General features: G+C 47.6%; 20 protein-coding genes and 1 tRNA gene. 17 read left to right on the top strand and 4 right to left on the bottom strand.

Annotated elements, in window-relative coordinates; genetic code table 11:
* Positions 1-20: 20 nt before the first annotated feature.
* Positions 21-1,016 carry a glycosyltransferase gene (locus ACRRQV_RS10110; protein ID WP_432530340.1) on the bottom strand — a complete coding sequence of 332 codons (996 nt, stop codon included), beginning with the start codon at positions 1,014-1,016 and terminating at the stop codon, positions 21-23.
* Between the two features lie 269 nt (positions 1,017-1,285).
* Positions 1,286-1,382: transfer RNA gene (locus ACRRQV_RS10105), tRNA-Sec, on the bottom strand.
* 145 nt (positions 1,383-1,527) lie between these two features.
* Between ACRRQV_RS10105 and selB the strand changes: the two genes are divergently transcribed.
* The 14 genes from selB to ACRRQV_RS10035 all read left to right on the top strand — a co-directional run bounded on the left by selB (position 1,528) and on the right by ACRRQV_RS10035 (position 17,993).
* Positions 1,528-3,429, top strand: coding sequence for a selenocysteine-specific translation elongation factor (gene selB, locus ACRRQV_RS10100; protein WP_432530338.1), 1,902 nt, complete (start codon positions 1,528-1,530; stop codon positions 3,427-3,429).
* Between the two features lie 33 nt (positions 3,430-3,462).
* Positions 3,463-4,869: an L-seryl-tRNA(Sec) selenium transferase gene (gene selA, locus ACRRQV_RS10095; protein WP_432530336.1), complete on the top strand. Its 1,407-nt coding sequence runs from the start codon at positions 3,463-3,465 to the stop codon at positions 4,867-4,869.
* 39 nt (positions 4,870-4,908) lie between these two features.
* On the top strand, positions 4,909-5,892 hold the full coding sequence (locus tag ACRRQV_RS10090) for a 2-hydroxyacid dehydrogenase (RefSeq protein WP_432530334.1): 984 nt from the start codon (positions 4,909-4,911) through the stop codon (positions 5,890-5,892).
* A 197-nt stretch (positions 5,893-6,089) separates the two neighbouring features.
* The gene (locus ACRRQV_RS10085) at positions 6,090-7,352 is read left to right on the top strand and encodes a ribulose-bisphosphate carboxylase large subunit family protein (RefSeq protein WP_432530332.1); all 1,263 of its coding nucleotides are present in this window, start codon (positions 6,090-6,092) and stop codon (positions 7,350-7,352) included.
* A gap of 20 nt (positions 7,353-7,372) precedes the next feature.
* A complete protein-coding gene (locus tag ACRRQV_RS10080) occupies positions 7,373-8,737 on the top strand; it encodes a four-carbon acid sugar kinase family protein (protein WP_432530330.1) in 1,365 nt (454 codons plus the stop codon).
* A 27-nt stretch (positions 8,738-8,764) separates the two neighbouring features.
* Complete coding sequence (locus ACRRQV_RS10075; RefSeq protein ID WP_432530328.1) at positions 8,765-9,418, top strand: GntR family transcriptional regulator; 654 nt, start codon at positions 8,765-8,767, stop codon at positions 9,416-9,418.
* Positions 9,419-9,433: 15 nt separating this feature from the next.
* Positions 9,434-10,459, top strand: a complete 1,026-nt coding sequence (locus ACRRQV_RS10070) for a zinc-dependent alcohol dehydrogenase (protein ID WP_432530326.1) — start codon at positions 9,434-9,436, stop codon at positions 10,457-10,459.
* Between the two features lie 21 nt (positions 10,460-10,480).
* Positions 10,481-11,137 (top strand): class II aldolase/adducin family protein, encoded by a 657-nt coding sequence (locus tag ACRRQV_RS10065; RefSeq protein ID WP_432530324.1) that lies wholly within the window; start codon positions 10,481-10,483, stop codon positions 11,135-11,137.
* A 220-nt stretch (positions 11,138-11,357) separates the two neighbouring features.
* Positions 11,358-12,470, top strand: a complete 1,113-nt coding sequence (locus ACRRQV_RS10060; protein WP_432530322.1) for a zinc-binding dehydrogenase — start codon at positions 11,358-11,360, stop codon at positions 12,468-12,470.
* Positions 12,471-12,497: 27 nt separating this feature from the next.
* Positions 12,498-13,700, top strand: a complete 1,203-nt coding sequence (locus ACRRQV_RS10055; RefSeq protein ID WP_432530320.1) for a CaiB/BaiF CoA transferase family protein — start codon at positions 12,498-12,500, stop codon at positions 13,698-13,700.
* 57 nt (positions 13,701-13,757) lie between these two features.
* On the top strand, positions 13,758-14,603 hold the full coding sequence (locus ACRRQV_RS10050; protein ID WP_432530318.1) for an HpcH/HpaI aldolase/citrate lyase family protein: 846 nt from the start codon (positions 13,758-13,760) through the stop codon (positions 14,601-14,603).
* Between the two features lie 172 nt (positions 14,604-14,775).
* Complete coding sequence (locus ACRRQV_RS10045; RefSeq protein WP_432530316.1) at positions 14,776-15,828, top strand: LacI family DNA-binding transcriptional regulator; 1,053 nt, start codon at positions 14,776-14,778, stop codon at positions 15,826-15,828.
* A 21-nt stretch (positions 15,829-15,849) separates the two neighbouring features.
* On the top strand, positions 15,850-16,983 hold the full coding sequence (locus tag ACRRQV_RS10040) for a glycerate kinase (RefSeq protein ID WP_432530314.1): 1,134 nt from the start codon (positions 15,850-15,852) through the stop codon (positions 16,981-16,983).
* A 32-nt stretch (positions 16,984-17,015) separates the two neighbouring features.
* The gene (locus tag ACRRQV_RS10035; protein ID WP_432530312.1) at positions 17,016-17,993 is read left to right on the top strand and encodes a 2-hydroxyacid dehydrogenase; all 978 of its coding nucleotides are present in this window, start codon (positions 17,016-17,018) and stop codon (positions 17,991-17,993) included.
* 52 nt (positions 17,994-18,045) lie between these two features.
* Here the strand turns inward: ACRRQV_RS10035 and ACRRQV_RS10030 are convergent, their stop codons facing one another.
* Positions 18,046-18,921 (bottom strand): metallophosphoesterase family protein, encoded by an 876-nt coding sequence (locus tag ACRRQV_RS10030; protein WP_432530310.1) that lies wholly within the window; start codon positions 18,919-18,921, stop codon positions 18,046-18,048.
* Between the two features lie 134 nt (positions 18,922-19,055).
* Between ACRRQV_RS10030 and ACRRQV_RS10025 the strand changes: the two genes are divergently transcribed.
* Positions 19,056-20,072: an aldose epimerase family protein gene (locus ACRRQV_RS10025; protein WP_432530308.1), complete on the top strand. Its 1,017-nt coding sequence runs from the start codon at positions 19,056-19,058 to the stop codon at positions 20,070-20,072.
* A gap of 90 nt (positions 20,073-20,162) precedes the next feature.
* Here the strand turns inward: ACRRQV_RS10025 and ACRRQV_RS10020 are convergent, their stop codons facing one another.
* Entirely contained in the window at positions 20,163-21,161 is a 999-nt protein-coding gene (locus tag ACRRQV_RS10020) for a succinylglutamate desuccinylase/aspartoacylase family protein (RefSeq protein ID WP_432530306.1), read from the bottom strand.
* Between the two features lie 601 nt (positions 21,162-21,762).
* Between ACRRQV_RS10020 and ACRRQV_RS10015 the strand changes: the two genes are divergently transcribed.
* Complete coding sequence (locus ACRRQV_RS10015) at positions 21,763-22,386, top strand: helix-turn-helix domain-containing protein (protein WP_432530303.1); 624 nt, start codon at positions 21,763-21,765, stop codon at positions 22,384-22,386.
* Between the two features lie 712 nt (positions 22,387-23,098).
* Positions 23,099-24,022, top strand: coding sequence for an ABC transporter permease (locus tag ACRRQV_RS10010; protein ID WP_432530301.1), 924 nt, complete (start codon positions 23,099-23,101; stop codon positions 24,020-24,022).
* The last annotated feature ends 8 nt before the right edge of the window (positions 24,023-24,030 follow it).

Genomic DNA, 24,030 nt, shown 5'->3' with positions numbered 1-24,030 from the left:
ATAAATCAACATGCGGCATTTTACCGCAACACACTGGTGTAAATGGCCAATAATGCTTCGGCTTCCTTTTTGCTGGAATGGTGCTCAGCAATATAGCGCGCTGCCTTCTGGCCAATTTCTTGGTTCAACTTGCTATTATCCATAAGCCGATTGGCATAATCAAGAAACTCGGTTTCGCTGTTGTACAGAAATCCGTTTTCTTCGTTTTCTACTATACTGCTGTTTCCAGGTATGTCAGAAACAAGAACCGTTTTTCCGTAACCCATCGCTTCCAAAATAGCGGCAGGCTGGCCTTCTGACAGGGAAGTGTTCAATACCACATCCGCTTCTCTGTAAAGCGGACCCATCACTTCATGGGGCAATGCCCCAAGATAGCGGACCCAGTCGGCATTTCGATCGACCAATTCCTGCACAAGCTGGCCTTCGGCTTCTTCTAAAACAGGACCTGCCAGCCAAAGGCGAATTTCCGGACGTTTGCCATGCAGCTTCTTGAGCATGTGAATAGCGGAAGGGACTTTTTTCACTTGACGTATGCCGGCAGGCAAGACGAACAAGAAGGTTCCTGGCTCTTTTACGACCGGAGAATCGGCTTCTGAGAATTCGCTGTTTCCTTGGGCAATGGCAACAATCTTTTCTTTCAGTTCCGGCGCTTCTTGTACTAATACCGCTTTTGCCTTGTCATCAAACACGTGGATAGCCGCAGCACCGGTTAAACAAGCCAAGACCTCTTGCCGTTTATCGGGTTCAAAGAGGTCGACGTTCAAATCGGTTCCCGTCATCGTCACGACGTATCGAAGTGGGGGATAAGGCAGTTGCTGCATAAATGTATAAAAGCGGTGGGCATGAAAGCCGTGGATCAAATCGGCATCCGGCAATACGCGCAAACCGTTTTCGCCTGTGGTCGAAACAATTTCTATTTGCACACCCAATTTCCTCAAATTCGCCGCAATGCGCTGGACAGTGACGGTGTTTCCTCGAGGCTGCGGATAGTTCGGCGAAGCCAAAACAATTTTCATTATGAGTTCATTCCTTTTGAGTAGCTCGAGTGGCAGTAAACGCGGAAAAAAACGGGAGAAGTAGATTCCTCTTTAATTATCATGAAATTAGGCTAATTTGTCACTTATCTTGCCTAGTAGATGCGCCGGTTACTCAATTTACTGTCCGGAAATTAGAGAATACTGTCCCAAACACCTATTTTACTGTCCGCTCCACTTTTTCGCCCCAAACAAAAAGGCTGGCTCATCATCTAGTTGATGATGAACCAGCCGAACCTAGGCGTTATGTATGGCGGGATTGTGTGGGAATCGAACCCACCGAGCCTGGCACGCAGGCCCCTCAGGGTTTTGAAGACCCAGGAGGACACCAGTCACCCAACCAACCCCATAAATAAATCAACCTAATCAAGTTTATACCGAAAAAAAGAGAACCGCAAGAAACGTGCTTAAGGCCGCAGGCGCCATGCTTGAAACCCCCTGTCTCTAAGATTAAAGTAAAGAGACTACTATTTCAGAGAAGGCGTGTGAGAAAATGGGCAACACGTATTTTACAATTGGCATGGCGGGACATATTGACCACGGAAAAACGACGCTGACCAAGGCGTTGACGAATGTGGACACCGACCGGTTAAAAGAAGAAAAAGAGCGCGGCATTTCAATCGAGCTTGGCTACGCACCGCTCCAGACGGAAAACGGGGCGCACGTTTCCATCGTCGATGTTCCGGGGCATGAACGTTTTATCCGGCAAATGATCGCCGGGGTAGCGGGCATTGATTTGGTTGTGTTGGTCGTAGCGGCGGATGAAGGCGTCATGCCGCAAACCGAAGAACATTTGGAGATTTTGCAGTTTCTTGGAATCGAACATTGCATTGTGGCCATTTCAAAAATCGACCGCGTCGATGAAATCATGCTTGAACTGGTCACTGAAGACATCAAAGAACGGCTCGAAGGCACTATTTTTGACGGTGCGCCGTACGTGTTGGTCGACAGCTTGTCCGGCAAAGGCCTGGACGAATTAAAGCAAGCCATTTTTGGCGAACTGAAAAAAGTGAAGTTCCGTGATGCTTACGGCTCCTTCCGGCTGCCGATTGATCAAGTATTTACGGTGCAAGGGCAAGGAACCGTCGTGAGGGGAACGATTTACGAAGGCGTGGTCCAAAAAGGCAGCCAGCTGACGCTTCTTCCGAAAGGCCATAAAGTCAAAGCGCGCCAAATCCAAGTGCATCACGAAGAACAGGAACAAGCAAGAGCTGGCCAGCGCACTGCCATCAACCTTGGCGGCGTTGAAAAAGAAGCAGTCAGCCGGGGCGATGTGCTGGTGGCATCCGACCATTTCTTGGTGACCGATACGATTGATGTGTCCTTAAAACTAATCAACAAAACGTTTTCTCCGATCAAACAGCGGACACCGGTCAAAATACACGTTGGAACTTCCGAAGTCATGGGCAAAATCGTCTTTTTCGACCGCAATGAACTCGAGCAAACCGACGAGGACGTCTTGTGCCAAATCCGTTTGGATGAACAAGTGGTCGTCCGGCGCGGCGACCGGTTTATCTTGCGGCGGCCGACGCCTGTCGAAACACTCGGCGGCGGCTGGGTGATTCAGCCAAAAGGCGGCAAATACCGCTTCGGTAAAGAAACAATCGCCATGCTCCATGACATGAAAGAAGGAACGCCGGAAGACTTGCTGGCGGATGCTTTGGGCAAACAATTGTTATTGGACACGAAACAATTGATCCAAGAAACTTCGTTTGACGAAGCCACGCTTCAAAAAACATTGGCTGCAGGATTAACAAGCGGCTCCGTACTCGAAATATCACCCGGGAAATACAGCTTGTTAAAAACCTTTATTAAGTTGAAAGATGAACTGGAAGACCGCTTGCAAGATTTCCACGAAGACTGGCCGATGCGCATCGGCATGGGCAAAGCGGAACTTGTCCAGTCATTCAGCAGCACTTATCCAAAACCGTTTATTGAGTATACCTTGGACCAACTAATAGAAGAAAAAGCCTTAAGAAAAGCTGAACAATTTATAGCATTGGCGGATTTCTCGCCGCATTTGCCGAAAAAGTGGAAAACCCGGATGGAAGGGATTCTTGCTCACTTAGAAAGAGATGGCCTGCAAGTAAAGAAATGGGAAGAATATATAGAAGGAACTCCGGTTCCGAAAACGGAGCTCTCTGAATTGACTGCCTATCTTCTTCATACAGGGCAGGCTTACCGCTGGATGGAAGACACCTTGATCCACCGCTACTCAGTAGACCGGGCAATAGCGAAGCTAAAAGCGGAAACCGAAATGGAATTCGGACTGAAAGAAGCAAAAGACGCGCTCGGCGTTTCGCGGAAATACTTGATTCCGTTTCTGGAATTGCTTGATGCGCTGAAAGTGACTGAGCGTGCGGAAGATAAACGGCGATGGGCTGCGAAGGAATAGAAGCCGATCGTGCCAAGGGATGGAGGAGTAAGGATGAAAGAATACTTGCGGCAGCTGCCGCCAGTCCATGAATTGCAGAGAGACGAACGGTTTGACCGGCTCTTGACCGCCTATAAACTGACGCATTCGCAAGCGACGCAATTTATCCAACGGGAACTTGACGAGCTGCGCCAGCAGCTGCTTGAAAACAAGCCGCCTTTAAGCTTGGACTTTGCGGCATCGATTTTGGCTAACGCTGAAAAAAAAGCCGAAGAATGGAACGAAGACCGTCTAATGCGGGTCATCAACGGCACCGGCACGGTTTTGCATACCAATTTGGGGCGATCGCGCTTAAGTGAACGAGCAGTTGAACATGTCGTAAAAGCGGCACGCCATTATTCCAATTTGGAATACCGCGTGGCGGAAGGCAGACGCGGGTCGCGCCATGACATCATCGAGGATTTGCTAAAGCAAGCAACCGGCGCGGAAGCGGCAATGGTTGTTAACAATAACGCAGCGGCAGTGTTTTTAGTGTTGAGTGCACTGGCAAAAAACAAAGAAGTGATTGTGTCGCGCGGGCAACTGGTCGAAATTGGCGGCTCTTTCCGTATTTCTTCCATCATGGAAGAAAGCGGCGCCAGGTTGGTGGAAGTCGGCACCACAAATAAAACCCACTTGTACGATTATGAAAATGCGTTAAACGAAGAAACCGCCATGATTTTAAAAGTGCACACCAGCAACTTTTTAATGGTGGGATTTACAGAAAATGTGGCAACAGAAGACTTAGTGGAATTGAAAAACCATCATGAAGGTGTAGTGTTTTATGAGGATTTGGGAAGCGGTGCTTTATACGATTTTAAACAATATGGAATCGGAGAAGAACCGCTTGTCAAAGAAGTGATCGCGTCTGGAGTTGATCTTGTTTCATTCAGCGGCGACAAGCTGTTGGGCGGTCCGCAAGCGGGCATCATTGCCGGAAAAAAAGCGCTCATTGACCAACTGAAAAAACACCAATTGGCGCGCGTTTTGCGAGTGGACAAGCTGACTTTTGCCGCCCTTGAAGCCACGTTGAAAGCCTATCTTTCAGGAAAAGAGGCCATTCTGGAAATTCCGGCAGTCGGAGACATTGTCCGGCCGCCAGAAACCATCCGCGAGCAAGCACAAGAGTTCATTGCGGAAATGCAAAATCAGTCTCAGGCCTACCGCATCGAACTTCAAGAAAGCACTTCGCAAATTGGCGGGGGAACCATGCCGGGCGTTGAGCTTCCTACATACATTGCAGCGATTTCCCATCCGTGTTTTTCTGCAGAAGAATTGGCTGCCCGGCTTCGGAATTGCCGGCCGGCGGTCATCGTCCGAATACAAGACGAGCAGGTTTGCCTCGACTTCCGGACGATTGCTCAAGAAGAACGAAAGATGATTGTGGACAGATTGCTGGAAATTGACCGAATGGAAAAGTAAAACCGCACTATCCCATAAGAAAGCGTTGGAGGTAAACCGATGAAACCAAAAGTCTACATTACCATGCCGATTCCAAAAGAAGTAGAAGCGTATATCGCCAAGCATTGCGATTATAAAATTTGGGATAAGCAAGAAACGATCCCCCAGGAAATTTTAACCGAAGAAATGGCATATGCCGAAGGGCTGCTGACTTCTAAAGCCGTCATTTCCAAAGAATTTTTAGCGCAAGCGCCTCGCTTGAAAATAGTCAGCAATATGGCAGTCGGCTACGACGCTTTTGATTTGGAAGCCATGAAAGAAAAGAAAGTGCTTGGAACCCATACGCCGTATGTTCTTGATGAAACAGTAGCCGACCTTGCTTTTGGTTTGGTATTGTCAACGGCTCGAAAAATGCCCGAACTGGACCGCTGGGTCAAAGAAGGCAACTGGCATAAAAAACAGGACAAGGAGAAAGTGTTCGGCGTAGATGTCCATCATTCGACGCTTGGCATCGTAGGAATGGGCCGGATTGGCGAGAAGATTGCCCGACGCGCTGCATTTGGATTTGAAATGGATGTTCTATACCACAGCAATTCCAAAAAACCGGAGCTGGAAGAAAAATACGGCATCCGCTACAGCGACCTCGATTCGCTGCTTGCTGTTTCTGATTTTGTGCTGCTGATTGTTCCGTTGACCGGCGCGACCCGGCACATGATCGGCGAAAAGCAATTTGATTTGATGAAGCCGACTTCTATTTTGATCAATTGCTCCAGAGGGCCAGTGGTCGACGAAAAGGCATTGATCCAAGCGCTTCAAGAAAAGAAAATAAGGGGAGCTGGCTTGGATGTGTATGAAACTGAACCGGTTGAACCGGACAATCCGTTGCTTCAAATGCCAAATGTAGTGACGATGCCGCATATCGGATCCGCCACCCACCAAACCCGATTTGATATGGCAATGAAAGCGGCAGAAAATCTGGTGGCCGGCGTAACCGGGAAAGTGCCGCCAAATGTTGTAAAGGAACTGAGAAGCTTAATCGAATAAGAACAATAAATTCAATGGCGTTCACATCGTCAACATGACCATTCGCTGCTTGGGAAACCGGGCAGTTTTTATTTTTGCTGAGAAAATTCTGAATAAAATAAATAAATTGACAATTAGGTGATTGTGACATAAAGTTGAAGCCATAATATATCTAACATAAATCTATGATAATATTTTCCAATTCGAGGGGGATCACTATGTGGGAAGAACGTGTACTGGCGACTTATTTGATTGAAACGCCGTTTGATCCAAATCAAGCTGCTGAAATCATGGCAGGCGAGCAATCGACGGGTACGTTTACGGCGGTCCCGGGGGAAACCGCTGAACTGAAAGAGAACCACGGAGCCCGAGTGGTGAACGTGGAGCGGCTGGAATCAGTAGCGAAGCCTTCGCTTCCGGGATCGATTCTTCCAAAAGCTGCAGAGACTGCCGTTTACCACCGGGCAAAAGTGACGTTGTCATTTCCGCTTCATAATTTCGGCTTGTCGCTGCCGAACTTAATGACAGCGCTTGCAGGAAATTTATATGAACTAAGGGAGTTTTCAGGTTTAAGGCTGGTTGATATTGAACTTCCCGATCGGTTTGCCGAGAAGTACCCGGGGCCGAAATTCGGCATACAAGGCACGCGCGATTTTGCAGGCGTTTACGACAGGCCGATGATTGGAACCATCATCAAACCGAGCATTGGCTTGAAAATCGACGAGTACCGTCCGATGGTGAGGGAACTGGCGGAAGCAGGCCTTGATTTTATTAAAGACGACGAACTTTGCGCCAATCCGCCGTTCGCTCCTTTTGAACAGCGGGTGAAAGCGATCATGGAAGAAATTGAACGTGTGGCAGACCGGACCGGCAAAAAAACGATGTACGCGTTCAACATAACCGGCGACATTGAGGAAATGAAACGAAACCACGATACCGTGGTCGAAGCCGGAGGGACATGCGTCATGGTGAGCATCAACAGCATCGGCATGCCAAGCATCGCGCATCTGCGCAATTACACGGAACTGCCGATCCATGGCCACCGCAACCAATGGGGAGCGATGACCCGGAGTCCGCTGCTCGGCATGAGCTTTAGCGTTTACCAAAAACTGTGCCGCCTGGCAGGAGTGGACCATCTGCACACGAATGGGCTGAACAGCAAGTTTACCGAAAGCAACGAATCGGTTGCCCGGTCGATCCGGGATTGCTTGACGCCGATGCTAGGGGGCTATGAAGTCATGCCGGTATTGTCTTCTGCCCAATGGGCGGGCAGCGCCATTCCCAGCTACGCAGCGGTTCCGTCGGTTGACGTACTGCATTTGGCAGGAGGCGGCATTTTGGCGCATCCTGCTGGCATTTCGGCTGGCGTGAAAAGCATGCAGCTCGGCTGGGAAGCGGCTGTCCAAGGAATTCCGCTCGAGAAATACGCGGAAGAGCATACGGTTTTGAAACAAGCAATCGAAAAGTTTGGTGGAAAATGACCCGGAAAGGAGAAACTATAGTGCAAAAAAATCAATTGATGTTGGCTTTTTACGGCGATGACTTTACCGGGTCGACAGATGCAATGGAAGCGCTGGCCATGAATGGCTACCGTACGATTCTTTTTTTGAAGCCGCCGTCACCCGAACTGCTTGGCCGCTTTGAAGAAATTCGCTGCATCGGTGTAGCAGGAACTAGCCGCGCAAAAAACCCGGAGGAAATGGAAAAAGAACTTCAGCCGATTATGGCGGAGCTTTTCAATTCAGGTGCGCCTATCGTGCATTACAAAACGTGCTCGACTTTTGATTCGTCGCCGGATATCGGCAGCATCGGCAAAGCCATTCAAGTGGCGAGGCGCTTCAACGGCGGACAAAAAACCATTCCGCTGCTCGTCGGTGCACCTGCTCTCGGGCGCTTCACGTTATTCGGCAACCACTTTGCCAGAATGGGGGCAGATGTCTACCGGCTGGACCGCCATCCCATCATGTCCAAGCACCCAATTACACCTATGGCAGAAGCGGATTTGCGGTTGCATTTAGGCAAACAGCTGGATGAGCCGATTGGGTTGATGAACATACTGGAATTGGAAGGCGATTATTCGGGAGTTCAAAAAAGATACGCAGAAAAACTTGAAGAACAGTCCAGCGTGATTCTGTTTGACGTTTTAGACGAAGAGCGTCTTGAAAAAAGCGGCCGGCTTCTATGGGAATCTGCTGCCGCTGAACCTCAATTTGTCGTCGGGTCGTCAGGCGTGGAATACGCGCTGACCGCCCATTGGAAACAAACGGGCTTGCCGCGGGAAGCCGGCCGGAAAACGAAACACGTGCAAGCCGTCGATACCCTTCTAGCGGTTTCAGGAAGCGCTTCATCTGTCAGCCAAAAGCAAATTGAACGGGCGATCGAACAAGGGTTTTACGGCGTTAAAATTCCAGTAGAGCTGCTGGTGGGCAGTGAAACTTTGCCGCATGGATTTCTTGAAGAACCGATCCGTCGGCTGAAAAGTGGCCAAAGCGTCGTTCTTTATTCAGCGCTTGGCCCAGATGACAAAGCCATTGGCGAAACGCGAAAGCATTTTAACGAAAAAGGGATGGCCGATACGGATTCTGGGGCTTTTATTGGCAGACAGCTGGGACGCTGGACCAAACACATTATGCACGAAGCGGGAATTCGCCGAGTCGTTATCGCAGGCGGCGATACGTCAGGGTTTGTCACGAGTGAAATGGACGTTTACGGATTGGAAGTTCTTCTTTCGGTATCGCCCGGAGCACCGCTTTGCATGGTCTATTCCGAAAACCCGGAGATGGAAGGCGTAGAGCTTGCGCTCAAAGGCGGGCAGTTTGGCGGAGTGGACTACTTTACAGACGTCCGGGATGCAAAGTCCAGCTAAAAAGAACGCAAAAAGGGTGATGGAACAATGGTGAAAGTGAATGTAAAAAACACGGCAACGCCGCTTTTAAAAGATTTGGCTTATGCGAAAATCAAAGAATTGATTTTAGCGGGCCAGTTCGCTCCGGGCAGTTTTTTGTCGGAACGGGAATTGATTGAAATGCTGGATATGAGCAAAACACCGATCAAGTCTGCATTGGTACGGCTTGAAAGCGAAGGATTTGTGACGGTCTCATCCAAACAAGGCATTATCATCAACGATTTGACGATTGACCAAATTCTGGACATTTACGACCTTCGCACGGCGCTGGAAACGTTCAATTGCCGGAAGCTTACGGGACAGTTGTCGGATGCGCAGTGTGCGGAACTGGAGCAAAACTTGAAAGAGACAGAAGTGGCGATTGGTATACTCGATGTCAACGAGTTTACCCGACTTGACCATACGTTCCACTTAATGATTTGCCAATTTGTCGGGAACCAGGAAATATACCGCATCTTATTGAATTACCAGGACCATTTGCAGCGGATCACATTCAAACATTTAAACAAAGACCCTCAGCGAATGAAGGATTTTTGGCAAGAACATGTCGCCTTGTACGATTATTTGAAAGCCGGAGACTCTAGGTGCATTGACGTAATGGAAAACCATTTGCAAGATTCGAAAAGAAAACTATTTCTTTAATTAGGGGGAAAACAAATGATGAAAGCAGTTTATGTAGATGATGCATACAGCGTAGTGGTAAAAGAGGTAGAACTTCCGGAACTTCAGGCAAACGAGGTGCTTATTCAAGTGAAAGTAGCGGGGATTTGCGGATCAGACATCCACACGTACAAAGGGCTGCATCCGTTTCGCAAGCCGCCGGTTATTATCGGCCATGAAATTTCCGGAGAAATCGTCAAGCTTGGAGAAGCGGTTACGAAGTTCAAGTTGGGGGACCGCGTGACGGTAGAGCCGCAAGTCGGTTGCGGCACATGTGAATTTTGCTTGGACGGACAAGTGAATTTATGCGAAAACCGTACGGCACCGGGACTTGGCGGATGGTACGGGACGATGGCCGAGTTTTTTGCCACGCCTGAACAAACCGTCTTCAAATTGCCGGACTCGATGAGCTTCGAAGAAGGAGTTCTCGTTGAGCCGTTTGCTGTCGGCGTCCATGCGGTCCGCAAAGGCAATATCGGAATTGGCGACAAAGTGGCTGTCTTGGGTGCAGGACCGATTGGATTATTGGCAATGGCGGCCGCCAAAGCTGCCGGTGCAACGACCACGCTCGTCACCGACATTTTGGACTATGCATTAGAAGGTGCTGAAAAAATGGGCGCTTCCCATACATTGAACATCAAAGACAATCCGGAATGGACGACTGACGCGAAAGATTTAATCGATGGAAAATTTGACGTTGTTTTAGTCGCCGCCGGCATTCCGGGCATTATTGACGACGCTTTGTCGCTCTTGCGAAAAGGCGGGCGAATCGTGACAATTGCGATGTTCCACGGCGACCAGACCTTCAATATCCACAACCTGCAAAACCAGGAAAAAGAAATTGTCGGCTGCATGACGTATAACCGGGTTGATACAAAGACCGCGATTGATTTGATTGCAGCAGGAGCAGTCAATACCGATGTCATCATCACGCACCGGCTAAAAACCGAACAAGCCGGCGAGGGGTTCCGAATGGTCGATAAAAAAGAAGACGGTTCACTGAAAGTGCTTGTGACGTTTTAAAAAAATCCAAAGGGTGAAAAAATGACTACCGAGCCGATAATAAAAGAATTGCAGCAAACGGGAAAATACATGATGAATTATGAACTTGCTTGGGGAACGGCCGGCAATATAAGCGCCCGGACGTCGGAGGATCGGTACATGATCACGGCAAGCGGAACGTTTCTTGGGGAACTGGAAAGCGACGACTTGGTAGAGTGCAGCATTTCCGGAGCCAGTGCGGCAGGCGGGAAAAAGCCGTCCAAGGAAACGCCAATGCACCGAGCCATTTACGAAAGCCGGCCGGACATCGGAGCAGTGCTGCACAGTTCACCGTTCTACAGCACATTGATTGCTTGTTCAACAGCCGAAATCCCATCCAATTTATTTATCGAGACAATGTATTACCTTGAAAAAGTGGAGCGGGTGCCCTATTTTCCGCCCGGCAGCCTGGAGCTTGGGGAAGGGGTGCGCGAAAAAGCGAGGCACGCCAATATTTTGCTGCTCGAAAATCACGGTGTGCTGGTTTACGACGTAAATTTAAAAGAAGCGCGCATGGCCCTTCAAACATTGGAAATGGCGTGCAAAATGCTTATAACTTCCCAATCGTCCGGTATAAACCTTAACGAGATCGAACGGCAGCAAGAAAAGAGTTTTCTTGAGAACGCTGCGTATAAACCAAGGAGAAACTGGAATTTCTAAAAAACAAAAGATTAATTTAAAAGCTGAAAGCAAAAATCCTTAAGGGATGATGCTTTCAGCTTTTTTTGTTGCAGCAATTGAGGAGAGGAAAAGAAAAGAAGCTAAAAGAACAAATAATTATAGTATTGACATTTTTCTGAATAAATTATATTATCAAGAAAACGATTTCAGAAAACGTTTTCAGAAAACGATTTCCGGAAAATGACAGGAGAGAATAAACATGGAGTATCCGTTGACAAGCAAGGCAGCTGTAGTTCGTGAATTCGGCAAGGAGATTGAAATCGAAGAAGTTCCGGTACCGCAAGAAGTGGAAGCAGGCGCTTTGCTCGTGAAAATTGAATGTTCGTCCATTTGCGGCACGGATGTCCATTTATGGGAAGGTGCTTTGACGCTGAACGTCGATTTGCCAGTCATCTTAGGCCATGAAATGGTCGGCCGCATCATTGCCATGGGCGAAAACTCAGAAACAGATTCAGTGGGCCAGCCGTTGAAAGTCGGTGACCGTGTGATTTGGTCGCATACAAACTGCAACTCCTGCTATTACTGTACGGTGGAAAAACAGCCGACACTTTGCACCAACCGCCGCGCTTACATGTACGAATCCATGGAAAAACCTCCATACTTGATGGGCGGTTTTTCGCAATACGGCTATGTTGTGCCGGAATCAGGCCGAATCCGTGTACCGGATAATGTGGAGGACAAAATTGCGAGCTTAAGCAGCTGCGCATTCCGTTCCGTCTTGAATGCTTTTGGGCAAACGGGAACTATCCGTCCGACGGATACGGTGGTCATCCAAGGAACAGGGCCGCTGGGCTTATTGGCGATTGCTGTGGCGAAAGTGTCAGGGGCTAAAAAAATCATCGCGATCGGTGCTCCGGATGCACGTTTGGAACTGGCAAAAGAATTTGGGGCAGATGAAGTGCTTTCAATCGAAAGAATGGGCTACGAAGAGCGCAACCAATTCATTATGAAAGAAACCGACAACCAGGGAGCCAATATTGTCTTTGAGTTTTCCGGCCATCCAAAAGCCTTTGCAGAAGGACTGGAGTTTATCGCGAAAGCCGGACGCTACATGGTGGTTGGGCAATTAGGCGAAGGGCAAGTCAGCTTCCAGCCTTCCATGATCACGAAAAAGAATTTGACGGTGCTTGGCTCGTTCTCGGGCGACATCAGCCACTACTGGAAAGCACTGCAATTTATTGAAAAGCACCAAGACACCATCCCGTTCCATAAGTTAATCTCAAATGAATACGGCTTAAGTGAAGTAAATACTGCCCTTAAGCGCATGCAAGCCTTTGAAGAAATCAAACCGGTCTTATATCCATGGAAATAAGGTTAGTCATTATAGGAGCTGAGTAAAATGGAAAACAAGAAAAAACTTCCGCTGGACGGATTGCGGGTTATTGATGCATCGACGGTTCTTGCCGGCCCTATGCTTGCAACTTATTTAGCGGATTTTGGAGCCGATGTGATCAAAGTGGAACATCCGGCAGGAGATCCGCTTCGAAATGCCGGGTGCCATAAAGACGGCGAGTCTTTGGAGTGGAAACTGGTGTCGCGGAACAAAAAGCCGATCACGCTGAATTTCAGCACGCCGAAGGGGCAGGAACTTTTCCATAAGCTGGCGGAATCAGCGGATATCGTGGTGACCAATTTCCGTCCAAAAACATTGGAAAAATGGAACATCACCTACGAATCTCTAACAAAGGACAATCCCGGTTTAATTTTGGTGAAAGTGTCCGGATTTGGAGAGGACGGACCTTATAAAGACCGTCCGGGATTCGGCACATTGGCAGAAGCCATGTCTGGATTTGCGCAAGTAAACGGTTTTCCGGACCGAGGTCCGGTTCTTCCGAGCTTCGCATTGGCTGACCAAGCGACGGCGCTGCTCGGTGCCTATGCCACCATGGTAGCTGTTTACGAGCGGGACAATTCCGAAGAGAAAAAAGGCCAGTACATTGATTTGCCGATTTACGAAGCCCTGATGGGGATGCTTGGCAACCAGGTGATGGAATACGACCAATTGGATATCATCCACGGACGGAGAGGAAACCGCACCGGCTGGTCGGTCCCAAGAAATTTATACGAAACGAAGGACCATAAATGGGTCGCCATTTCCGGCAGTTCCCAGCCGATCGTTGAACGGATCTTCAAAGCAATCGACCGGGAAGACTTGATCACCAATCCGAAATTCGTCAACAACCAAACGCGGCTGGAGCATGCGGACGAAGTCGAAGAAATAATCGCGGAGTGGATGAAATTGCATCCGCAAGATGCAATCATTGAACGCTTCATCGCCTTCGATGCGACGATCGCTCCGGTTTACACCATCGAAGACATTGTGAAAGATCCGCATTTCAACCACCGGGGCAATATTACGGAAGTGCCGGATCCGCATTTTGAAAAAGTCAAAATGCTGAATGTGGCGCCGAAATTTTCTCGGACGCCTGGAGAAATTCGCCATGCGGGCTTGGAACTCGGATCTGCTAATGAAGACGTGTTCGGTGATCTTGGATTGAGTGCAAGTGAAATAGCAGAACTCAAAGCTAAGGGCATTATTTGAAAAAGATGAAAAAATAAGAAATGAGAGATTCATTTTGTTAGGATGGGTGGATAAGCGATGATTTATAGAAGTTTGATGTTTACTCCGGGAACACAAAAAGAAAAAATGTTGAAATCGGTCAACAGCAAAGCCGATGCGCTGATTTGGGACTTGGAAGACGCGGTCCACATGGACGAAAAACCCCATGCCCAAGTTGTTATCAACGAAGCGCTTGAGGAACTTGCGGAAAAACCGAAAAAACCCATCTTTTTGCGGGTCAATCAGTATGATACGGTATGGTACAGCGACGATGTCCAACTGGCCCGGCATGAAAACGTAGCAGGCGTCATGCTGCCAAAAGCGGAAACAGCCGAGCAAGTAGCGGAAACGTGGAAACTGATGGGCGAATCCGGTGAGATTATCGTCCTTATTGAGACCGCAGTCGGCTTAAAAAATCTCGAAGAAATATTTGAAAGTCCCCATGTGACAGGCGTGGCGTTCGGTGCGATCGACTTTGCAGTAGATTTGGACTTGACGCTTACGGAAACCGGATTAGAGGCGCTGTATGCGCGGTCCCGGATTGTGATGTACGCAAAAGCAGCTGGCATCAGCGGCATATACGATACCGTCTTCCCGGACGTCCACAATGCCGAAAGCTTAAAGAAACGGGCTACATTGACAAGAGCGGCTGGTTTTAATGGCCAATTGGCCATCCATCCGATTCAAATTGACACCATCCACGAAGTATACAGCCCTTCCCAATCCTCGATTGACTGGGCCGTGAAAGTGCTGCACCGTTCGGAAAATGAAGAAAAAGGTGCGGGCGTCTTTATGCTGGACGGAAAAATGATTGACCGGCCCGTCATTGAAAAAGCGAAACAAATCTACAACTCAGCCCGCCGCTATCAATTAGTAGCGGAATAAAGAAAAGCTAAGACTCTATAGAAACTTTTCTATAGGGTCTTTATTTCAGTTGTATAAGTTGAATAAAAACTGGTTGCCAGCTATTTCGCAACTAGTGGACAAGAAGGCATAATGCCGGCAGTCCTGCATGTTAAAATCAACTTAACGTTTTACGATAGGAGAATTCATTAACATGAAACCGAGAGATCAACTTACCCCTCAAAAAAGAAAAATTACCATTGAAGATGTAGCTAAAGCTGCGGGCGTATCGATATCTACCGTTTCTCGGGTGATGAACAACAATTATCACCATATGGCTGAAGAAACAAAACAAAAAGTGCTGGATGCCATTTCGGCGCTGGATTACCGGCCAAACGCACTTGCCAAAGGCCTGAAGCAAATGAAAACCAATTCGATTGGCCTTATATTGGCAAACCTGCAAAACCCGTTTTGGCTGCTCGTGCTTGAAGGAATTGAGGACGCGTGCCAAGAAGCCGGCTACAGCTTATTGATCCTCAACTCGCGGGATGATATTGAAAAAGAAGGCAACAACGTAAAAGAATTTTTAATGAGGCAGCTGGACGGCATGATTATCAACCCGGCGGATGGCGAAAACGCCTTGTTCAACGTACTGGTGGATGAACAGTTTCCGCTTGTCTTTTTAAACCGGAAAGTGGCGGGCCTTAACGCCGACACGGTAGTGGTCGATAACGTCCGCGGAACCACGCTTGCCATCAATCATTTGGTCAGCTTAAACAAAAAAAAGATCGCCATCTTTCTTTACCCGACAAGCGGCATCAGTCCGCGCTTAGAACGGATTGAAGGCTATAAAAAAGCGTTGACGGAGCATGGCCTCGAAGTAGACGATTCGCTCATTAAAATCGTTGAAAACAAAGACGATTGTTTGGAGCACATCAAGCAATTGTTTGCGGGAGACGAAAAACCGGACGCGATTTTTTCAACCAACAACATGCTGACACTGGTCATTTTGGATGCGCTCGGCGAATTGGGCATTAAAGTGCCGGAAGACATCAGTTTGCTGGGCTATGACGAAACGGAATGGTCGAAGCATCTAAGCCCGCCGCTCACAACGATCAAGCAGCCGGCTTATGAAATGGGGCGGGGAGCAGCGGAACGGCTGATCCAAAGCATCAAAACCAACCGCCAAGAAGAACAATGGGAGCCCGAAACGATTCAATTTGAACCGTCCTTGGTCGTCCGCCGCTCTTGCGGCGAAAGCTTCTAATTTTTAAAGAGGAGGGGCAGCATGGAAATATTGGTCACACCAGATTCGTTTAAAGGATCGCTTTCGGCCCGCGAACTTTGCGCGGCGGTTAAAAAGGGCATTCATCAAGTCGTGCCGGACGCCATTGTCCACGAAATCCCGTTGGCAGACGGAGGCGAGGGCACATTGGAAAACATCCTGTATGCCACAAACGGCACATCGAAAAAAGTGAACGTAAAAGACCCGCTCGGCCGTCCGGTCACAGCGGCTTACGGCGTTTTAAACGATACCCAAACAGCGGTCATCGAAATGGCGCAAGCTTCCGGGTTGCCGCTGCTTGAGGAAACGGAGCGAAATCCCCTGCTTGCCTCGAGCTACGGCACGGGCGAATTGATCAAAGATGCGCTGGACCAGGGCTACAGAAACTTTATCATCGGCTTGGGAGGAAGCGCCACAAATGATGGCGGAACCGGGTTGTTGAAAGCGCTGGGCGTGCGCTTTTATGACAAAGCAGGCGTGGAATTGGCAGAAGGAGGAGGGGCATTGTTGGACTTGCACCACTTCGACGATTCAGCCCTAGATGCCCGGATTTCCGAATCGACGTTTTTAGTTGCCAGCGATGTGACAAATCCGTTATGCGGCGATGACGGCGCATCCGCTATTTTTGGTCCGCAAAAAGGCGCCACCGCTGAAATGATTGCCCACTTGGACCAAGCCCTTTTAAATTACGGCGAAATCATAAAAGCACAAAAAGGCGTTGATATTGTCAACGCTCCCGGTGCAGGGGCGGCAGGCGGCATGGGCGCCGGGCTTTTGGTTTTTTGCGGCGCGCAAATAAAACCCGGGATCGATATCATGATGGATGCAGTGGATTTTGACAAGCACCTGAAACAGGTCAGCCTCATTATTACGGGGGAAGGCCGCTTGGACAAACAAACGTTTTCAGGAAAAGTCATTTCCGGTGTATGCAACAAAGCAAAGAGCCGGAATATTCCCGTGCTCGCCCTGTGTGGAGGGCTCGAATTGTCTCCCGGACAATGCACAAAACTAGGATTGACTGCGGCGTTTTCGATTGTTCCCAAACCGTGCGAGTTAGAGGAAGCTTTCCGCCATACGGCTGAATGGGCAGAAAACCAAACGGCGCAAATGATCAAACTGATTCAGCTAAGCCTTTAACAATACATAGAGCGATTGAAAGGAGTGAAGAAATGAAACAAAAAGTCGTCATCACCAGAAAACTGCCTAAAGAAGCATCGGATAAGCTGAGAGAAATGTACGAAGTGGATGAATGGCCGCATGAAGACGCGCCGATTCCGCGAGACGTGCTGAAAGAAAAACTAGCGGAAGCGTCCGGCCTTTTGTGTTTGTTGACAGAAGAAATGGATGAGGAAATGATTTCTTGTGCCAAAAACTTAAAAGTCATAAGCAATATGGCAGCAGGCTATAACAATATCGACATAGCGGCTGCCTCGAAAAACGGCATAGCCGTCACCAATACGCCAGGCGTCTTAACCGAAACGACAGCCGATTTGACGTTTGCTTTGCTGATGGCCACGGCCCGCCGAATTCCGGAAGCGGAAAATTACTTGAAAAACGGCGAGTGGAAAACATGGTCTCCGATGCAGTTGACGGGACAAGACGTCTTTGGGGCAACGCTTGGGATTATCGGGCTTGGCCGGATCGGCGAATCGGTCGCCAAACGGGCAAAAGGATTTGATATGAAAATCCTTTACCACAATAGAAGCCGAAAACCGGAAAGCGAAAAAGAACTGGGCATCGAATATACCGATTTCCAGACTTTATTAACGGAATCGGATTTTGTTTGCATCATGACGCCTTTGACGCCTCAAACGAAGAATTTAATAGGGGAAGATGAACTCGCCTTGATGAAAGAAACAAGCATTTTGCTGAACACTGCCCGTGGTGGAATTGTGGACGAAAAAGCTTTGTATCAGGCACTTGCCAATCATGAAATTTGGGCAGCCGGTTTGGACGTTTTTGAAAAGGAACCTATTGAGTTGGACCATCCTCTGCTGACGCTGCCCAACGTGGTCACCTTGCCCCATATTGGGAGCGCCAGCATCAAAACGCGAAAAAAAATGGCCGATTTGGCCGTTGAGAACTTAACAGCGGTGCTGGAAGACCGAACGCCGCGGCATTTGGTGACACTCAAACAAGAAAAATAAACTTCTATGTATACTGCCTGGCGCCGAACAATTCGGGGTCAGGTTTTTGTGCTTACTTTAGAGTGACGGCAGCCGCTTGCTTGGCTGCTTGTACAACCGAACGGGATGGCAATGGAATGACATGCTGCAGGTCCGCTTCAGTGCCAAGTTGGCAATTCATAAGCCTGAAATGGCTGATTGCCTCACCGATGGTTTGTCCCTGCACGCGCAAGACTGGATCCGACAAATCGATTGAATTGATCGAAATCATCGCCTCAGAAACTTCAATAATGCGAGCTGCCTGCTCATCCAAGACAGCGGCAATCTGCAGGAACGTCCAGCGTTTCCGAAGCGCAATCGAGTTAAAATGGTTGTGGCCATTTACAAACAATCCCGGCCCTTGTTTTTCTGCAAGAATTTCCTGTATGGAAACATGCGGGTGGATATAATGCATCGGCTCTTCCGATTTCGTCGTCGTTCCATATACCGGATGGTGGGCAAAGACCAAAAGCGGTGTTTCTTCGGAATACTCCACTACCGATTCCAGCCATTCCTGCTGGATCGGATCCAGAATGCCTCCGCAATTTTCGCGGTCCTGATCCCGTGTCGTATCAATAAATGCAAGCATAGCTTCCTCTGTTTCCAAAAGGTGAAAGCGCTGCTGCTGCGTAATTTCCAACACTTCCTTGCGCGGAAGGCCATAAACGTCGTGGTTGCCGAGCACGTGGACAAATCGTTTCCCGTGTTTACGAATGATGGAGTAGATGCCTTCGAGTTCCTCAGCTTTGCCATAATTCGTCAAATCACCAATGGAAACATACAAGTCTGCTGGTACCGAAAAAAACCGTTCCATAAACGTCTCGTAAAAAGCTTCCCGCGCCTCTGCAATATGTTCGATTCCGTCGTTCAATGCCGGATAATGCAAATCGCCAATCACTGCAATTTTCATCTGTGATTCTCCCTTCCTTCTTGTTCACTACCAGTATCTCAAATTATTGTTAAGCCACTATTAAGCCTGTGTGAAGATTTGCGAAATTCGCTATACTAGGGATAGTTGGCCCAAGAAGGCGAGGAGATGGGGAAATGGAAATCTTAGAAAAACACTACGGAGACTATAACGGACAGGCAGTTAAAGCCCATACACTACGGAATAAAAGCGGGATGGAAATCACGTGCATCGATTTCGGATGCATCATTACCGAATGGATTGTGCCGGATCAAAACGGCATCCGGGAAAATGTAGTCCTTGGCTTTGATTCGTTGGAAGAATATATAAAAGATGAGTCGTTTTTCGGGGCGGTTATCGGGCGGATCAGTGGACGGATTGAAAATGCGGAATTCAGCCTGGATGGCAACAATTTTGTATTGGCGCAAAACGATGGGGACAACCATATTCACGGCGGGCCGAAGGGCTTTCACCGGAGAGTTTGGGCATCATCTGCCGAGTTGCAGGAAGATCGCGCGGTCGTTGCGTTTTCTTATACGAGTCCTGACGGAGAAGAGGGATTTCCGGGAAAACTCGAAACCGTTGTCACCTATACGCTGAACGAACAAAACGAATTGACAATTGCATACCGCGCACAGGCGGACAAAAAAACGCTTGTCAACTTGACGAATCATACGTACTTTAACTTGAGCGGCGATTTGAAACGCGACGTGCTGAATCATGAATTAACGATAAACAGCGACCAGTTCCTGGAATTGGATCAATCGCTTGTTCCGACTGGACAGCTTGGGCCGGTCGAAAACACCGTGTTCGATTTCCGAAACAGCCGCAGGGTAGGGGAAGGAATGGGATCAAACCATCCGCAAATTCAGGCGGCGGGCGGTTATGATCATCCGTACCTGCTAGGGGCTGGCGATAAACCGCAAATCGTTGTAGCGGACCCGGAAAGCGGCCGCCGGTTGGAAGTGAAGACCGATCAGCCGGCGGTGGTCTTTTATTCCGGAAACAATCTAAGCGACGACGGCACGATCCGTGGCCGCCAATTTCGGAAACATTTGGGGCTGTGCCTTGAAACCCAGCTTCCGCCCGGCAGCGTGGATGCGATTTTGCCAGCAGGGGAAGTATACGAAACGAAAACAGTATTTGCTTTTTAAATAGGAGAAAGCACGGACACTAGCGTTAGTGTATAGTTTTAAAACGAGCAAAAAGCACCGCGGATGCGGTGCTTTTGCCGTGGAGGCAGATCATTTTTTAACTTGTTCAACGGGAATCGCTTCTGCGATCAGTTGGCCGGGTTCGGTCGGCCAGTAGCGATGCCCAACTGCAGCAATGTACGAGTTGTCGAGGTTGCAGCGCAACTCTTCCGTAACGTCGCCGTACAGGTTCATGATGGAGCCGATCAAATCGCCTTTGTTCAACACGTCGCCGACATCGCAGGCTGGGACGAACAAGCCGCCTTCGCCGGTGAAGAAGAATTCAGCATTGCTGATGACTGTGTATTCCGGATGCACCGGCGCTTCACCCGGAATCATGTCAAGGGCCTGCATGGCGCCTTCAATTGCCAACTTAAACTGAGCTTCGTGCTCTTCGGTGACGTTTCCGCCTCCGCATTCAACCGTTACCGTAGGGACGCCCAGTTTCATCACATGCGACGTAATTGTGCCGTCGGTGCCGGCTTCCCCTTCGGAGCGCCAAATGACGTTCGAGCCCATGCGTTCGGCGAGCCACATCGATTTTTGGGCAGCTTCCGTTTCATTGTCTTTAACGATCATGTAGAACGGCACTTTGGCGCCAATTCCGCCGGAATGCAAATCGATTACATAATCCGCTGTCGCTTCAATGGTTTCAAGAATAGTATGTGCCAAACGTTGGCTGTATGTGCCTTTTGGGCTTCCCGGGAAGATCCGGTTTAAGTTGGCGCCGTCCAGTGGAGAGATCCGGTTCCGGTCTTTGAAGGAAGGAATGTTGATTACAGGCAAAGCGACAAACGTGCCTTTAAGAGCTGCAGGATCCAGTTCCTGAAAAAAGCGGATGATGGAAGCGGCGCCGCCGTATTCTTCGCCATGAACACAGCCATGCACCCAGATTGTCGGCCCCGTTTCTTTCCCGGCTGCCACCAGCACCGGCACTTGGAAGGCGGACCCATCCGTATCGCTGCCGATTCTTATGTAGCCCTGCGTTTTTTCTCCCGGCACAATGGATGCCGTGCCGACTGTACGTGTATCCGTATCAATTGTTTTCATAATCCAATTCCTCCTCTTTGATTAAAATGCTCCAGTTTTGAACTAGTGGAAATTGAAAAAGACAGCTTATGCGTTTGAAAATTTGAAGGGTATTTTAACAAGAAGTCAGCCATAATGGAAGGCCACATAAATCGGGTCGTCCTCACCTCCTGACGAATGGGTTTTCTTAAATAAAATTAACTCGGATTTGAAAAAGGTTGATAACCCGATTAAATCTTTGTTAATATTATTTAGCATTAAATATTTTGAATATTTAATATTTTTGATGATACAACAATTATATTTAAGAATCAACATATTTTGTTAAATAATATTTAACTTTTTCGAATAAATTATTCGGAAGCAAAAAGTTAAAGCAGAATAAGCACGAATATTATATGCTTTATTAACCGAAGTTAAGATATACTTAAGTGAAATTAAATCAAGCCGAATGATGCCAGCTAAGTAAATCAATTTAATGCTAAGTAGGAGCAGTGTCCATAAGTATGGTAGAGTCGTTTTAAGACACTCGTTTTGGCGGTTAAATGAGAAAAGTTACCCGATAAAAGCCAAAAACAACGTTAAACTAATGGATCACTTAAGTGTACAAGGAGGAAATGTTGTGGAATTTGGAATGAAAATACGGGCATTAAGAGAAGAAAAAGACATGACAATCAAACAATTGGCAGAAATGGTCGAATGCACGTCAAGTTTTATCAGCCAGATTGAACGGGGAATGGCCAATCCATCAATCAATACCTTGAAAAAAATAAGCAGTGTACTGGGAGTCTCGTTAGTGGAATTTTTTGAAGAAGAAGAAGCGGAGACAGAAGGAACTGAAAAGTACATCGTCCGGAAAAATAAACGAAAACGATTTAAAAGCAAAGCGGAAAGCACCGATATTTTTTTGTTGACCCCAACGGAAATGGAAAGCAAAGGAATTGAAATGCACCTGATGTCGGTAGAGCCTGGCGGGAAAAGCGATAAATTGTATACGAACCCTGGAGAAGAAGTGGGCTATGTGTTAAAAGGCAGCCTCACAATTTACTTGGGCAATGACAGCTGTGATCTTGAAGAAGGCGACAGCATTTATTTTCCTGGGAACATCCCGCACGGCTGGGAAAACAAAACGGAGTCAGAAGCTGTTGCGCTCTGGGCCGTTACGCCATCAATTTTGCGGATAGGCGATAGTTTGTTTATGGGAGAAACCAATTATATGGCGCTCCGTGAAAACTCGAAGTCTTGAAGAAGTGAGAGAAAACTCTCAATTAAAAAAATGCGTTCTAGTGACTAATTAAAAATCCCGGTCTAACTATTAGTGCTCGCACTCTTGAAAAACTAAAAAAACCATCGCGCTTCATGTGCGATGGTTTTTTTAGTTGGCCTCTAATTTCTATCTAATTTACTTGTCAAAAAAAAATCGAAAAAGTAATTATAATTTAAAAAAACATCTTGCATAAAAATAATACTTATTATATGATTCTTTTTAATAAATATTTAGAATATTTAAAAAACAAATATAATTAAATGTTTTTGTTAAACATGAGGAGTTTTTCGAAAATAAAAATAGCCATGAAAAACATTCCTAAAAGAAAGGAAGTTGAGATCATGTGCGTTGAAGATTGTTAATTTACTGGAAAAAACAAGATAGAATCAACTTTTTTTCGATAAAAGAATCATTGCTTAGAACTGCAAACCGTTGTTTCTGCAAATCAACTCCAGCTGAAAAGAACGAATTTTAAAATTTGATTCAACTCTCCAGTTACATGGTTTCTTTAAGGAATTAACTAATAGTAACTTTTTGGAAATTCGAAAACAAACTGACAGTTTCCTTAGTGTTAAATATAAGTTAATCGATTAATGCAAAAAGTTTTGCCTTCTCCAATTCCAGACAAGATGTTTAAAACGGAAAAGCTTCATGATTTTAAAGATTCTAGGTCGTTAAGGAGGAAATGTAAATGGGGAAATTTATCTTTCAGCGCTTTTTAACTTCAATCATTGTTCTTATTGGCGCCTCTGCCATCGCCTTTGTTTTGCTCCGGGTCATACCAGGAGATCCGGCAATGCTGATGTTGTCGGAAAATGCCACGGATGCAGAGATCAATCAGATGAGGGAAGACATGGGATTGAATCTTCCGATATGGGTGCAGTACGTAGATTACATGAAGCAAATGGTTTTCTTGGACTTTGGTGATTCGTTGAGCCGGGGGTTGCCGTCAATGCAGCTCATCCTCGAACATTTGCCGGCAACCGCTCTTCTCGTTTTCTGGGCGATGTTCATCGCCATTGTGATCGGGGTGCCTCTAGGCATGATTGCTGCGGTCAAGAAAAATTCGTTTGCGGATTCCTTTGTAAGCGTTCTTGCCATCCTGGGACAATCGGTTCCGAGCTATTGGCTGGGGATGATGTTGATTTTATTCGTAGCAGTTAAGTTCAACTTATTCCCGACCTCGGGCTATGGAACCTGGAGCCACATTGTCCTGCCGGCCTTCACGCTGGCGGTTTACCAGCTGGCATTGATTGCCCGCTTAATGAGGTCGAGTACACTCGATGTGTTGAACAACGACTACGTTAGAACCGCACATGCCAAAGGATTGCCGGAAGGCTACGTTTTGTTCAAGCACGTATTCAAAAATGCGCTCATTCCGACAATCACCATGATCGGCCTCCAGACAGGCCAGCTGCTTGGAGGAGCCATCATTACCGAATTTATCTTCTCGTGGCCAGGGCTCGGATTCCTCACCGTCCAGTCGATCCAGTTCCGGGATTACCCGATGATTCAATCTCTGGTTATTGTATCAGCAGTCGTGTTCGTTTTGATCAATTTGATTGTTGATATCGTATACGCATTAGTTGACCGCCGCATTGTCGTAGATTCTTAAAAGGGGGT

This window comes from Planococcus sp. YIM B11945, from assembly GCF_050864155.1.
In the GTDB taxonomy this organism is placed as follows: Bacteria; Bacillota; Bacilli; order Bacillales_A; family Planococcaceae; genus Planococcus.
This window is presented reverse-complemented; position numbering and strand designations above follow the sequence as displayed.

Coding starts and splice junctions, on each gene's coding strand:
- ACRRQV_RS10110 (WP_432530340.1), bottom strand. CDS start 1,016: ATGAAAATTGTTTTGGCTTCGCCGAACTATCCGCAGCCTCGAGGAAAC.
- selB (WP_432530338.1), top strand. CDS start 1,528: ATGGGCAACACGTATTTTACAATTGGCATGGCGGGACATATTGACCAC.
- selA (WP_432530336.1), top strand. CDS start 3,463: ATGAAAGAATACTTGCGGCAGCTGCCGCCAGTCCATGAATTGCAGAGA.
- ACRRQV_RS10090 (WP_432530334.1), top strand. CDS start 4,909: ATGAAACCAAAAGTCTACATTACCATGCCGATTCCAAAAGAAGTAGAA.
- ACRRQV_RS10085 (WP_432530332.1), top strand. CDS start 6,090: ATGTGGGAAGAACGTGTACTGGCGACTTATTTGATTGAAACGCCGTTT.
- ACRRQV_RS10075 (WP_432530328.1), top strand. CDS start 8,765: ATGGTGAAAGTGAATGTAAAAAACACGGCAACGCCGCTTTTAAAAGAT.
- ACRRQV_RS10070 (WP_432530326.1), top strand. CDS start 9,434: ATGATGAAAGCAGTTTATGTAGATGATGCATACAGCGTAGTGGTAAAA.
- ACRRQV_RS10065 (WP_432530324.1), top strand. CDS start 10,481: ATGACTACCGAGCCGATAATAAAAGAATTGCAGCAAACGGGAAAATAC.
- ACRRQV_RS10060 (WP_432530322.1), top strand. CDS start 11,358: ATGGAGTATCCGTTGACAAGCAAGGCAGCTGTAGTTCGTGAATTCGGC.
- ACRRQV_RS10055 (WP_432530320.1), top strand. CDS start 12,498: ATGGAAAACAAGAAAAAACTTCCGCTGGACGGATTGCGGGTTATTGAT.
- ACRRQV_RS10050 (WP_432530318.1), top strand. CDS start 13,758: ATGATTTATAGAAGTTTGATGTTTACTCCGGGAACACAAAAAGAAAAA.
- ACRRQV_RS10045 (WP_432530316.1), top strand. CDS start 14,776: ATGAAACCGAGAGATCAACTTACCCCTCAAAAAAGAAAAATTACCATT.
- ACRRQV_RS10040 (WP_432530314.1), top strand. CDS start 15,850: ATGGAAATATTGGTCACACCAGATTCGTTTAAAGGATCGCTTTCGGCC.
- ACRRQV_RS10035 (WP_432530312.1), top strand. CDS start 17,016: ATGAAACAAAAAGTCGTCATCACCAGAAAACTGCCTAAAGAAGCATCG.
- ACRRQV_RS10030 (WP_432530310.1), bottom strand. CDS start 18,921: ATGAAAATTGCAGTGATTGGCGATTTGCATTATCCGGCATTGAACGAC.
- ACRRQV_RS10025 (WP_432530308.1), top strand. CDS start 19,056: ATGGAAATCTTAGAAAAACACTACGGAGACTATAACGGACAGGCAGTT.
- ACRRQV_RS10020 (WP_432530306.1), bottom strand. CDS start 21,161: ATGAAAACAATTGATACGGATACACGTACAGTCGGCACGGCATCCATT.
- ACRRQV_RS10010 (WP_432530301.1), top strand. CDS start 23,099: ATGGGGAAATTTATCTTTCAGCGCTTTTTAACTTCAATCATTGTTCTT.